The following is a 13,667-nucleotide window of genomic DNA, read 5'->3' on the forward strand; positions in this document are numbered from 1 at the left end:
GTATTTACTGTGATTTGTGTATTATACTATCCACTACTTTTGACGGTCTCGATGACGGTCTCGTTATATTGAGGAGTGGTATCAAATGGCCCTTACAAACACTCAAATCAAGAATGCAAAGCCCAAGGACAAGCAATACAAGTTAAGCGATCAAGGTGGGTTATCTCTGATTGTACGGCCCACTGGATCCAAGGCATGGAAATACGATTACAGGCTAGGTGGCAAGCGCCTGACCCATACAATAGGTACATACCCTGAGACGTCCCTAGCAGAAGCTAGAGAGGCACATACAGCCGCTAGGCGGCTAGCAAAGACCGGGGCTAACCCTACAACCATAAAGAACCAAGGAGCCAGCAGCAACATCCTGTTTAGTGCTCGCTGCAAAGCATGGCTCAGCAAACAGAACCTAGCTGAATCCACTAGAAAAGATCTAGTCCAACGAATTGAGAAAAACCTATACCCTTATATGGATAATAGATGTCTTACTAACTATACAACTAGAGATCTGTTTAAAATTATCGAAAAGATGACTAACAGGGGCGCAAGGGAAACAGCCTTCCGCATGGCTGGCATACTGCGTAAGGTATTCAACGAAGCGTTCATACTGGGTGACATTGAAGCTAACCCTGCTAGTGGGTTAACCGAACTCATACCCATACCAGACATTAAAACCAAGTCTAACTTTGGACATATCACAAGCGTTGATGATTTTAAAATATTACTCCAACAAATTTACAAGCCAGATCCTGATCGAGACACAGCAGTCACCCTTGCATTAAAGCTTATGCCGTTAGTCTTCCTGAGACCTAAAAACATCCGCTTTATGAAGTGGGCGTACATTGATTTTGATGCAGCTTTGATGACCATACCCAAGGAAGCCATGAAGATGGGTAAGGAGCTTAAAGTCCCTCTTGCAGACCAAGCTCTGGTTATCTTAAAAGAAGCACACAAGCACACAGGTGAGCTCGAGTACGTGTTTATGTCAACCATCGGCATAGGGAAGAACAAGCCTATAGGTGAAAGCGCAACCACCAACGCCATTAGACGAATGATTGACCCTAGAACAGGCAAAGCCTTTGGTACTGGCTTTATGACAAGCCATGGCTTTAGGCATACGGCTAGTACCATGTTAAATGAGCTTGAATACCCTGCTGACGCTATAGAGCTGCAGATGGCTCACGTAACTCAGAATGTGGTAAGAGATACTTATAACAAGGCACAGCTAATGCCTACTAGAGTTAAGATGATGGCGGAATGGGCTACATTTATAGACGATCTACTCGATAATGAGTAATTAACTGCTGCCTTCCCACTTTATGAAATCTCTTGCAACGTCTTCCTTAATAAAGCCACCTCTATTAGTCTGTATTCGTATATTTCCTTCTTTAAATAAATCAATATTATCCCAAGACGAAATGCCCCAATATTTGTGAGCACGAGCTATCACAAGAAATATTTCTTTATCTAAAGCCATTGGTATTAGAACTTCTCGCAAATGTTTTTGAGCCCACCAAACACTTGGCAAACATGATGCTACTCTCCAATTAATATCGCTCATGTTTTCTGAAGCATAGGGACATACATTGAATACAGATATTGTATTTGAATTTTTAAATGCCCCCAAACGCCCAAACTTTTTTTCTTCATACCAGTCATTCCAAGCCCTTATATCAGTAGGCAAAGAGGCACTACCAGAAAGCTGTTTTAGCATTTTAGCTTTGTTGTTGACGTCATCAACATCAGATAAAGGGTTTGCATAACAAATGACAATCTTTGCACTTTTTAAATTTCCATCCCAAGGGCTTGGTATCCTTCCCTTAAAATCAAAACTTAATTTGGCCCCTTTTTCTTCGGCCATCTTGGCTGTTAAAAAAGGCAAATCCTCTTTATGAACATCTTGCTCAAAACAACTTTCTTCTAATCTTGTTAGGTTTGAGTCTTGCCAATAATCAAATATATCTGCGTAGTCGTTAATTTTCATATTACCCACAGCTTCTTTTCGCCACGACTGGGCGCTTTTTACCTTGTGCTTATCATCTGTTTCCCTACAAACACCGCGCTTTAACCAAATAACTAATATAATCAATGCTATAGAGAGTAAGATAAATTCGTTTTCCATATCATCCATTCCTTATAAATTAGTACTAATCACCATGCTCTTCCATTACCAGTACTTATTGAGAGTTTGGCTGCAAAGAATGTTTTAAGGTCTGTGAATAGTCGGGGCTTTCATTTCTACTATTAAACCTGCCAGACAAACCCTAAGTCATTAAGTCGTTTAATCCGCTCAGGTGTTAATCGTTCTTTTTGTCCCCGCTGCTTGCTTACCCATCCACCTAATCTATAAACATTAGATTGAAATGAGATAGGTACTAAGCAATCACCAAACTCTTCCTTATAAGTGGCAAGATACTTAAATCCATCTTCCCATTGAGCGTTAGATATATCCCATACAAAACCTAACTCGTTAAGACTCTCCAAACGCTGAGGTTTTAATTTGTCTTTCCTTAAACGTTGTTTGTTTACCCAACTGCCCAAGTCATAGTCATTAAATGTGAATGGACTAGGCACTAAGCAATCACCAAACTCCTCTTTATAAATGACAAGGTACTTAAGAAAATCTTCCCAGTGGAGGTCATTGGTCCTCCCCATTGGACCCCAGACAAACCCTAACTCACTAAGCTGGTCCAACCGCTCGGTTGTTAATTTGTCTTTTTTTAAACGTTGTTTGTTTACCCAACTGCCTAGGTTAAATTGAGACGATTTGAATGACATAGGCACCAAGCAATCACCAAACTCCTCTTTGTAAGTGACTAGGTGTTTATATCCCAGTTCCCAATTGACGATCTCCCATACAAATCCTAACTCGTTAAGGCGGTTTAATTGCTCTGGTGTTATTTGTTCTTTCTTTAAACGTTGTTCATTGACCCAAATACCCAAGTTATAGTCATTAAATTTAAATAAACTAGGCACCCAGCAATCACCAAACTCCTCTTTGTAAGCAACAAGGTGTTTAAATCCCCGTTCCCATATGTCGCTCTCCCATACAAATCCTAACTCGTTAAGGCGGTTTAATTGCTCTGGTGTTATTTGTTCTTTCTTTAAACGTTGTTCATTGACCCAAATACCCAAGTTATAGTCATTAAATTTAAATAAACTAGGCACCCAGCAATCACCAAACTCCTCTTTGTAAGCAACAAGGTGTTTAAATCCCCGTTCCCATATGTCGCTCTCCCATACAAATCCTAACTCGTTAAGGCGGTTTAATTGCTCTGGTGTTATTTGTTCTTTCTTTAAACGTTGTTCATCGACCCACCCACCCAAGTCAAAATAGATAGCTTTAGATTTGAATAAACTGGGCACCCAGCAATCACCAAACTCCTCTTTGTAAGCGACAAGGTGTTTAAATCCTACCCCAAAGTGAGCAGCTTGCCTCCTAAGCTGATAGGATTTCGTTAAATCATTAGTCTCAAAGAACGCAAACATAAATCCAACAAAATCTAAGAAGTGGGTCTCTGAATATTCATCATTCAAAACATCATCCTCCCATTTTAGAAGAACCTCTGCCTGTTGTGATTTTGATAGCCGCTGAAAGAGGAATCTGATATGACCTAGAAAGCTTATTGACTTGGATCGCCAAGAGAGGTGTCTGCTATGTGTTATCGTAGAGTGATATTTTAGCTCGTTTAACCTGATTTTCAGTAGCTCATCAAAAACCACATCAGTATCAACGACTACATATCTGTCATATCTGTCTTCATAATGACTTTGTAACTCCGTAGGAGCTGCACGTGCACCCCACTGTTTGGTAAATTCTGACGAGATAAACCATAGAAAAGTTAACATACTCACATCTTGACTAATAAGGATCTCATCTTCCCACTTTAGAAGAACTTCCTTTTGTTGTGACTCCAGCAGCCGTTTAAATAAATGGCCAAGATAATTAAACGCCTTTGTACCAGGGGAATTATGGTATCTGTCCCACCCTATCTGGCAAAGGTAATCAAAGATGTCTTTGCGTTTTGTGCACTTGAGCCCTCTGATTATGGGTAAGGCTTGACCACCACAAGTCGTACAAACAAATTTCCCGCAGGAATTCCCTTCTACTCGACGTAACAAATCTTCAAAGAACTTATTCGGATCTTGCTTTAAAAGCAGCCTCCCAGACACTTTATTGTCCTTGTCCTGCATTGTTGCCAAATCTTTATGTGTCTTTTCAGGTGGCAACGGCGAAGGATCTTGGTCTGCATTAGTAGCAGCCTCCGCATTGTGGTCTACTTTTAATACCCCAACAACATGAGATTTATCTTCCTTAGTTTTTTGCTCATGCTGTTGATCACCTTTTTTAGCTGCCTTATATTTGTTAAATATCACCCATAACAAAACTAGAACTAGCTGTGCAATAAATATATATAAAAGGCTATTGACCATCACTAAACCCCATCCCTAAACAACTTAAGTATTTTATCACAGTCACTCTCCAGTCCACTAAAAACGTTCTCAATACCCATTGAGACAGGCTTACCATTACTCTCCATATAAGGCATCTTACTTTCTAATTTGATATCTATATTCTGAGCAAAGCAGTCTTTGATACCTTAGCCGTTACCTTCTATAAATCTTCTTGATAGCCTTTATGGAATGTAACGGATTGGAGTGTCTATTAAACTGGGTGCGTATCAGACTGATCCGATCAGGGAATTAGAACAGTGTTTTAGAAATAAGTTTACTATGACCTTATGTCATCTTGGACTACTTACGTTGCACTTTTGTAATAAGTTTATCAGGTGGTGTTTCACCTACTAATCCTGCCATGTAAGCTCTATATCTGTGCGGCCCGCTAGCAACGCAAACAACCCGAATACGCTTCCCTCTAAATTTTGATAAATATCCACGCTTATACATTGGCACATCATAAAGGTAAGAATCTCCGATTGCTGAAGCGATGTAATCATTATAACTGCCTGTAAAGTCAATATAGCCTTTACTTTCTAATAACGCCCACAGCTTTTCCTGATTTAACCTTGCCTCATTATTCCAACCTTTTCGTGCAGTGAGTAATTTAAGAAGAGCAAGCACATCGTCTACAAACTCATCCTTCATAATGACTTTGATTGAAGGAGATGATGAACCTACCTCACCGCCGATGTTCACTGGCAATGTCCAGCAATGCTTGATTGGTTTAACATTATTAGTTCCCCTCACATTACTTCAATATAAGGTCTGTTAACATTTCATATAGCCACTCTCTAAACAACGGCTAGCGATGTTCTATGCTCTCTCTTCAACCTTACTACCTAAACTTTTGGTTTTGCCAAATTTTCTGCTAACAGTCTTGAAACCAATTGGATCGTTTTAAAATTCCTCAACTACTTTCGAAATTACTTTCTTATGAATTTTATCTGATAAGTAGATGTAGACCGTTATTGGCAATCCGACCAGCGTGATCAAAATGACTTGGCCTAACCGACTGTCTAAATTAAGTGATATGTCCAAAACTTCGTAGAGAAGTAGTAGGTTGAACGATAAAAGAAGCGTGACTAGAAAGTGGTGGAGTGGGACTGCTATTAGTTGAGTAAAAGTAAAGGTACTGTTTATCTGAGAACTGTTATATTCATTCCATATTTTATCAATATAAAGTTTTGATAAGTACCAATAAATTATAGAAATTGTGATAGTAACCAAAATTTGTGTTAGGAGCTGGTGAAGGTTTAAGTAATTGCTAATCGAATAAAAAAAACTGTCATTCCAAAACGAAAAGATCAAAATATTAATATAGATAATACTGCCGTTTACAAAGCCAAGCCGTTCCATTTACCACCCCCTAATTGCCCTAACCAATATTTTCATTAAAAAGATGACTTATTTTTACTATAAAAGCATCCCTGTTTCATTTCTAAAACACTAATTTAACTCACGAGGTAAGTCAGTCCTAGCATTTTTTTAAGCAACCGAAGGTAGTGCTATTTGTTGTGCCATGCCCGAGCCCTTTCTGCCTGATTGCGATTTGATATTTTTTTACATTTCCCACAGTAACTTCGTTTTCCTGATGGATTGCTCTTATCAACAAACTCAGTTAGCGGAAAGTTATCTTTACAGCGTGGGCATTTTTTCTTTCCGTCTGGTACTGTGGGTTTCTTCTTTTTTTTAGGAAGTGCAACTGGTTTACAAACGTTGCAATACAGATTGTAACCAGTAACGCGGTTTGGATTCTCAAACTTCGATATGGGTTTATTCTGTTCACACTTTTTACAATGTTTAAAGGTCTTATTCTGTAAACCTTCGTGAGCTAAAGCAGTACCGGTAATAACTTCTTTAGTAAAGGCATCCCCTGGATCCTCAAAATTCTTAAGTACTTCTTCAATCAGATCGTTTATTGTCTCGATCGGATTTTCGCCAGTATTGAACTTATTTAGTCGTATAGTTGGGTAACCATACGACTCAAGAATATGATCGCGCTCTACGTCTTCTGCCCTCATATATTGACGCCAATTGCCAGCATCAACTTCAGATTGGTTATCAAAATGAAATTGAAATCCATCATATTCGATGATAATGTCTCGCTGTGTGCCCTTAATCCAAAACCGTAGTAGAAAATCTACACGGTATTTAGGATGCTGATATTTAACATCGAGCATTTTAAGATATTTACCGATCTCAAATTGAGGTTGTATTTCAGGGTTATGCTGAAGAACAACTTTTGATTGCTTTATCCACTCCAGTACATATTTTTCTGCCTCAGAGAGTGGGTCAACATCAGCACTCGTAGGTTGATGTTTAGCTCGCTCAAGTTGATCTTTATAATGATTGAGCGCCTCTTTCCCTGCAGAAAAGTCTGAGATTGGCTTTGAGTGAACGAAAATCAGTTTTTCTTTACCTCTAGAGAAAGCTACATTCATGCGCTGAAGCTTCTTGTTGCGGTCTAATTCTTCTTCATCCTGTGCATCCATTTTTTTGGGTAAAACAGCCCATAACTTATCTTTATCTGGTGTTGCAACAAAGCTGTAATATATAAGATCACGCTCCTCACCCTGACATGAATCGAAAGTAAAACTCCGAAATTTTAATAGCTTGCTAAACTCTTCATACTTGGCATGGTTAGAGAATAATTTTGAAATTAGCGTTTGCTGTTCTGTAAATGGAGTGATGACAGCAACACTTCTTAGGTCTTGACTTTCAAGCTGTTGCAGGATCATGTCCAAAATGTGAAGAGCTTCCTGCTCATTTGTATTTTTATAAATATCTGTCTTACCATCATGTTCCAGTTCAACAAACTTGAGTATTTGATCAACTGGCTTACCTCGCACTTTCATAGCTTGAAGTGAGTTATTATAAAAATACTTCGAGGAAAACGAAATCATCTCAGGATAGCCCCTGAAGTGTTTCTTAAGCATGATGTCAAAATTGCTTAAATTCTCCATGAAATCGAGAATAGAGTTACCAATATTGAGCTTTTCCACACGAATTTCTAGGTCAGATTCAAACTCCATCCGCTCACTTTTAAGAGCAGCTTTAACCTTTGTGAAATATGAGGTGTTGAGTTCTTTCGATGCGTTTGACGTCTTCACATTTCCAAACTGTTTTCGGTCACCAAGAATGATCATTTTTTTAGCTCGAATAATCGCAGGGAACGCCTGAGCTATTGATACCTGAGAAGCTTCATCGATGATGATAATATCAAAGAGCTCGCGCTCTAAAGGAATATATTCTGCGTAATCTCTCAAGCTACAAATCATACATGGAAATCCTTCCAACAATGTTCCAAATAACTTTTTTGGAAATCTCTTTTTCTGAGAGATGATTTCAGATATAGTTTTAGCGTCATTTTTACGGTTGTGAGCAAAATCAATTACTCTGCTATCAATTTCAGTGGCAAGTTTAAGTGCGTTGTAGCTTTCAATTTCACGCTTTCGTCCCGCATAATTGTAGCTGGGCATTAGAAACTGTTGCTCTATTTCCTTTTTCTTGTTCCTTAGTCCCACAAAGTCGTCATAAAAATCAACTGATTCATTGTTGAAATCTGTCAGCATCTCTAAAATACTTTCATCCTTTCCCAGAAATGGTAGGTCTTTGTTATCTATGGCTGCCTGTAAAATTGCTAAAGCTTTCTGGAGATGATAATAATCATGTTGAGCGATTGAGTGGCTTAATTTGAGATCAAGGGCTTTGAAAATTAATGATTCATACTCTATGAAAAACGGTAAGTAAAATTTATTAGCTAGATCTAACAAACCTTGGATCTCCGCGATGATTCTATCCCCTTCGGATTCGCGAGGATTATATCCAACCAACTGATGAATTGAGTTTCTAATCACATTAATTTGTTTCTTCGCAAATGCATATCCAAAAAAACCCTTGGACGATTTTATCTCATTAATTTTACTCCTCAAGACAGATAATTTTGAATAATCAATGTCTGGTGCAATCTTAAATATTCTTGTCTCATCTGCCAGAATTCGGACTCGGTAAACAAACTTCAATGCCATTTTAAAGCCACTGACATTTCCACCAAACTCATTGGAAAATTCTATAATTTGAGGGTCAATTTTTATGCAAGAGTCCCTCAACGTTAATAGGAATTCTATAGAAGATATTTCATTGGCATATTGGTCCCCCACAGCATCAAAAATTTCTTTGAATTTAGGGAATTTACGTTCCCATTTAGCGATAAAAGCGTTTGCTTTTTGTTCATGTACAATAACAGATGATATATCGATTTCTTCAACCCGATGAGACTTTTCCTCTATACTATTCATGAGCCTTGTCTTAGAAGCAGCGTAATATTCCTCTCGTTTACTACGCCCTTTTTTGCTTTCCTGGTGTTGTACACGCAATTTTTCTATGGATTGTTTGCTTAGAATTTTTTTAAAATTCGTACCAACTCTGCCCAATCTCAAAATGGGGTTCACGAAGTCATCTGAAGGCCTGACCTTTGAGAGCGTGTCATTAAGCTTGTTTTCGACAACATCCAGTGCTTCTTTTTTGTCAGACAAAACTAAAATGGATTGCCCCTTTAAAATAGCTTCAAATGCTATCGCGGATATAGTGTGTGATTTGCCGGTTCCGGGAGGCCCTTCAACAGTGACAAATCTCCCCGTAGGATTGTTGAGTGCAGCTAATATTTTTCGTTGTTCTTCTGCTAGTGGAATAGGTGAATCAAAAACCAGCCGTCTTTCTACCGGAGCCTCTTCCCATTCATTATGAATCTGATTTGTAATTGTTGTCGGATTCTCTGTTAAAAAACTGTCAACAAGTTCATCTATAAAACCTAATAAGTCCCCACTCTTTTCCTCAATTTTCTGAAGCAATTCTTCATAATCAGTGAGCATCGACTCATCAGATTTATCGAATAATGCAAAATTTAATGAATTTACAATCGTTACTTCTGAATTGGTAAGTTTCTCCCTTTTTCCTGAAAATGATAGATCTCCTTCAAACTGAAATGAGCGCAGTATAGGCTCTAAAATATCGTTAATTTGTTCAAACACTGTTTGGGCCGGTTCCAGATATATTATCCGGTCTTTAATAGGACTTGCGCGCCTTGTGTTTGTAGCGTCTTGAATTATGTGGGCTAAGTAATCTATGGCCTTTTTGTTAACCAGAATGCGGGGCTCAAAGTTAAGCGTTGCTTCAGATTTTTCGTATTCAATTTTAAAAGGCATATAGAAAAGTGGAAAGGAATTGTTCTTATATCTAGCATTACCAAAATAGAGATAAAATTCGAGATTATCATCTAACTGCTCTACTGTGTGGAGTTCACGTATTTCTGTTGCCAAATCACCGGCTGAGAATGTGCTAAAGTATTCTTTAAGAAGTTCAGTTATCCTATTCTTATTGAAGATCTCATCAAGAACTTCCTTAAGTGGGCCATCATCTTGATCACTAATTAATTTGTATAAAACAGAAGGAAGTGTTGCTTCAATTGGGGAAACAATCAAGTGTGCTAAATCTTCGTCCACAGAAATTAAAGCATCTACTAAATTAGAAGCACTTTTCCGGAATATTGGCTCCAGTTTATTGAGCAACTCAGCACCAATCACAGCGCCAACATTACGCTGTAAATCCGTTATAAATTTTTCATTTTCAGATTCTAGATCGGCCTCTTTGTTACCTATAGCTAACTGATAATTGTTCCCAGATTTGTCATTTTTAGAATTCAGTTCATCAAAATCTATATTTTTTATTTCAGCTTCAATCGCAGCGACAACGGTAGCTGGCAACGTGATTTGATGAGTTCCTGGTTTAATCTTAATAGTACTATTGGGATTAAACTTTTTCGAAAATAATTTATTAATAATTGGCAAAAAATTAGGGAATTTCTCTAGTGTGATCCCTGCGCGACGTCCTTTAGTATCCTGAGTTTGAAACCGGCGTTTTGGTAAGCTTCCCTTTTTGAAATCAGTTGCAAGAAAATCACTGTAATACTGCGCAAGTGACTCAATAAAGGTAGGATCCTTTTTGACACTTTCTGTATAAAGGAGTTCGTTGTTGTCTTCATTCATCCCGCTGTTCCTTAGTGAACTAAATGTATTATTATTTCTAGAGAAACGTTAAAGCAGACATAACAATTAAATAATTCAGTCAATCATTATTATTTTAATAGACAGCTATTCTTTTTCTCAATCATCGATTTCATAATGAATCAGTAATAAGTAATATAAACACTACTTCAGTTATAACTTTTTATCTATAGGAAAGACTTCTGATTTAAGCCTTGCGGCAATTTCTAAGAAGAGCTAATGACCATTGTTAGGGTTTCGATGCTGGACGAGCGAACGTGGCTTACAGTATGACTCTAGGTGCTTAATTGATGTTAGAGAGGGTTTAGAGTAGGTAAGGCTGGCAGTTTGGGTGCTAATAAATACTCTGGCAGTCAGGTGCAGTTAAATCGTTACCTGAACTATAATTTTGAAACTAACATTAATGAGATGTGTTACGTTGGCAATACTTAGGTTTTCACAGCGAATCAGTTTGAGCACTATTGATGATTGTCTTTTTACCAGGGCGATAGCAAAGCGATTTTGAAATGCGCGCTCTTAGACGGCCTGTTACAATCACCCATAAGGTATCAATCTCCTTAACAGTCGGAGGGATATATGGTCATTATTGGAGTTTCGTTTGAAAGCAATTTTGAAAGAAGGGATTTTAGGCAGTGTACCCCATGATAGCTGGGCTAACTCTTATGATCAGTTATTCGAAGCGAGCTTTGGCAGCCACCTTGCCAATTTAACAGACTTAACCATGGAGATAGTCTTAGAACTTTCAGAACCTTCTGAATCGATTCTCGATATTGGTGCTGGTACTGGAAGAATGAGTCTTCCCCTAATAGAGAGCAACTTTTACGTATCCTCTCTAGATCCTAGTGCTGGCATGCTCAGTCAGTTGGCTACGAAACTGCCAAATCATCCCAACTTAGAGTTAATACATTGTCCCGTTGCTGAATTAGAGATGCATGAACGTCATCATGGTGCCCTTTGTATTTTCACCGTCTCAAGTTATTGGCTTGATGAATCCACTCTCTCTAATAGCTTGAGATCTATATATAACGCACTTCTACCAAATGGCTGGTTAATAATTGATAGAACCTTAACAACTTCCTTTTCAGATACTGTATTCCAAAATGAAAGAATTCAACGGCAGGCGATGATTGAGGACTTAGGAGGTGATCTTTATCGCTTCACAGAGCAATCAACGATTTCAAGTTCCAATGATATTAAACAGATTAACGACAGTTTTTTGATTCGCTATTGGGAGGAAGATCTGTTTTTGGATCATGTGAAAGTGACGGGCTTTAGCGTAGAGCAAGATCTTAGTCAAGTTTTTGCCAGTTCAGGTGCAAGTTTTTATCTATTAAGAAAAAATTGAATTTTTATTTAATAACCACAAAAAAACTATTGTGTTGTGGTCAACTAAATTTGGTCATAAGTTAAGAGGTCGTCTTCAAACGTTGCCTCTGCTATGGGGGGCGTTAGCCCACCATTAAAAGTATGGGGTCTTAACAAACTGCATATCCATAGACTAAGACACTACCTCATGATGTTGATATGAAATATATAATCATAAAGATTTGTTTGGTGATTGTGGCGCTGTTTGGTGATGTTGGTGTTCAGGAAAAATCTTATGACATTCTTTTATATTGTGACTCTTGTTATAGTTTAACTATTGCCTAATTTGGATCTAAGTAATTAGTAATATAAAGTTGCTGAGTCAGCAGCTAGCTTTAAAATAAAAGGGAGGCTATTTGATGGATAACGATGACTATTCTGTGCTTGTGATACCACTGCTAATGCTTGCTTCTATTATTTACATCGGAGGCCAACTTCTTAGTAGCAAAATTGGGGCAAAAGGCACCGATTATTTTGTAATGGCGTTAGGTGGGGCGATAACTCTAACACTCTTTGGTTCTGTAATTTTATTTGTATTATATATGTTCATTGTAGAATACATTTTATGATCAACAATATTTTGTTGACTAAACTTTTTAGATGCCATGTGCGCATTAAACCTCGTCCATAACGACACCGACACTCCCTCTTCCGCTCCAAAGGTGAAAAGTTCATTTGAATCAATATGTCCTGTGCTTTGTTAAGCATAGACAAATTCTAGAAATAGGATCATAGAAAATGCAGTTGATACAGTTTTTATATATCCCTATTGTAGCTATAGCCTTAAACCTTTCTGGCAACGCAAATAGCGTTATAGACCTGACGCTCTATAACTTAACAAAAGTTGTATCCGTAGATGGCAAAAAAATAGTATTGAAAGACCTAGGAACCTTAAATGATACCTTGTTTACTCGGTCTGGCCTTCGCTCATCACCCACAATGCTTTGTTCTGATAACACCACCCAAAGGTTAATTATAGTGAGTACAAATTTTTCTAGAAAGAGGATTTTGCATGAAGATTTCAAACCAGACTGCGAGTTCATAAAGTTGGATTGGGAATCAAAAAATGATGAGCCAGTAAGTGGTTTCTTGACCTATCTGACCTCACTATTTAACGTCAAAGATGTAAAAACTGATCCTGCAGCTACCCGCCTATACGAACATCCTACGGTTAGCTCTGGCGACTATGCTGTGTATGTTCGGGTTTATTCTCACTATGGGGCTTGGACAGATACGATGGAGACCGAGCTGATTATTATAGATACCTCTAAATTTGATTACCTTAAAACGATGTTAGACTTTGATCGTGACAACTGGAGTTTTGACTCTTCAATATTACCGCCACCACCAATCTCGACTGTAGGATGGTATACGGGGTTAACTGCCGTTGCTAACGATGTAGATCACGTTGTGAGTCTGGAAGATGCATACGTATCAGGTGGAAATAGTTGGAGCTCTGATGAAAAGCGAACTTTTACAAACGACCCGTCTAATCACGTGACAGCATTACCTTATATCACTGAGCACATGAAGCATTCAGGAACACCTCTCGGGTTTATACGCGAAATGAACCGTGTCATTCGTTCTGATTTTGGTAGTGGTAAGTGCCTAGAGTATGTTGATCTCTACGTTCAAATAAAAGAGAAGTATAAATTAAATTTCATTAATAACAGAATTGATTTAGCAAAAGCTGCGTGTCATTAATTCATTTATTAAGGGAGTACTTATATTGAGATTGAGATTGAGATTGAGATTGAAATTTATATTTATATTTAGTATTGA

At 38.0% G+C, this 13,667-nt stretch carries 8 protein-coding genes; 4 read left to right on the forward strand and 4 right to left on the reverse strand.

The window, feature by feature from the left end; all coding sequences use genetic code 11:
- Positions 1 to 85 precede the first annotated feature (85 nt).
- Entirely contained in the window at positions 86 to 1,294 is a 1,209-nt protein-coding gene (locus tag ABXT59_RS10105) for a tyrosine-type recombinase/integrase (RefSeq protein WP_443635988.1), read from the forward strand.
- On the opposite strand, the gene ABXT59_RS10110 is transcribed toward ABXT59_RS10105, so the two are convergent.
- The 4 genes from ABXT59_RS10110 to ABXT59_RS10125 form a co-directional block, all read right to left on the reverse strand.
- On the reverse strand, positions 1,295 to 2,119 hold the full coding sequence (locus tag ABXT59_RS10110) for a hypothetical protein (protein ID WP_443635989.1): 825 nt from the start codon (positions 2,117 to 2,119) through the stop codon (positions 1,295 to 1,297).
- 122 nt (positions 2,120 to 2,241) lie between these two features.
- The gene (locus ABXT59_RS10115) at positions 2,242 to 4,431 is read right to left on the reverse strand and encodes a helicase associated domain-containing protein (RefSeq protein WP_443635990.1); all 2,190 of its coding nucleotides are present in this window, start codon (positions 4,429 to 4,431) and stop codon (positions 2,242 to 2,244) included.
- A gap of 321 nt (positions 4,432 to 4,752) precedes the next feature.
- Positions 4,753 to 5,154: a hypothetical protein gene (locus ABXT59_RS10120; RefSeq protein ID WP_443635991.1), complete on the reverse strand. Its 402-nt coding sequence runs from the start codon at positions 5,152 to 5,154 to the stop codon at positions 4,753 to 4,755.
- A gap of 809 nt (positions 5,155 to 5,963) precedes the next feature.
- Positions 5,964 to 10,502: an AAA domain-containing protein gene (locus ABXT59_RS10125; protein ID WP_443635992.1), complete on the reverse strand. Its 4,539-nt coding sequence runs from the start codon at positions 10,500 to 10,502 to the stop codon at positions 5,964 to 5,966.
- 616 nt (positions 10,503 to 11,118) lie between these two features.
- Here ABXT59_RS10125 and ABXT59_RS10130 point away from each other — a divergent pair.
- The 3 genes from ABXT59_RS10130 to ABXT59_RS10140 all read left to right on the forward strand — a co-directional run bounded on the left by ABXT59_RS10130 (position 11,119) and on the right by ABXT59_RS10140 (position 13,589).
- A complete protein-coding gene (locus ABXT59_RS10130; RefSeq protein ID WP_443635993.1) occupies positions 11,119 to 11,865 on the forward strand; it encodes a class I SAM-dependent methyltransferase in 747 nt (248 codons plus the stop codon).
- Positions 11,866 to 12,244: 379 nt separating this feature from the next.
- Positions 12,245 to 12,454 carry a hypothetical protein gene (locus tag ABXT59_RS10135; protein ID WP_443635994.1) on the forward strand — a complete coding sequence of 70 codons (210 nt, stop codon included), beginning with the start codon at positions 12,245 to 12,247 and terminating at the stop codon, positions 12,452 to 12,454.
- Between the two features lie 169 nt (positions 12,455 to 12,623).
- A complete protein-coding gene (locus ABXT59_RS10140) occupies positions 12,624 to 13,589 on the forward strand; it encodes a hypothetical protein (RefSeq protein WP_443635995.1) in 966 nt (321 codons plus the stop codon).
- Positions 13,590 to 13,667: the final 78 nt, after the last annotated feature.

Source organism: Candidatus Njordibacter sp. Uisw_058 (genome assembly GCF_047730065.1).
Classification (GTDB): domain Bacteria; phylum Pseudomonadota; class Gammaproteobacteria; order Pseudomonadales; family Balneatricaceae; genus Njordibacter.

Bases quoted from the DNA above. Each gene is read 5' to 3' on its own strand.
- ABXT59_RS10110 (WP_443635989.1), bottom strand. From the start codon at position 2,119: ATGGAAAACGAATTTATCTTACTCTCTATAGCATTGATTATATTAGTT.
- ABXT59_RS10105 (WP_443635988.1), top strand. From the start codon at position 86: ATGGCCCTTACAAACACTCAAATCAAGAATGCAAAGCCCAAGGACAAG.
- ABXT59_RS10125 (WP_443635992.1), bottom strand. From the start codon at position 10,502: ATGAATGAAGACAACAACGAACTCCTTTATACAGAAAGTGTCAAAAAG.
- ABXT59_RS10140 (WP_443635995.1), top strand. From the start codon at position 12,624: ATGCAGTTGATACAGTTTTTATATATCCCTATTGTAGCTATAGCCTTA.
- ABXT59_RS10115 (WP_443635990.1), bottom strand. From the start codon at position 4,431: ATGGTCAATAGCCTTTTATATATATTTATTGCACAGCTAGTTCTAGTT.
- ABXT59_RS10135 (WP_443635994.1), top strand. From the start codon at position 12,245: ATGGATAACGATGACTATTCTGTGCTTGTGATACCACTGCTAATGCTT.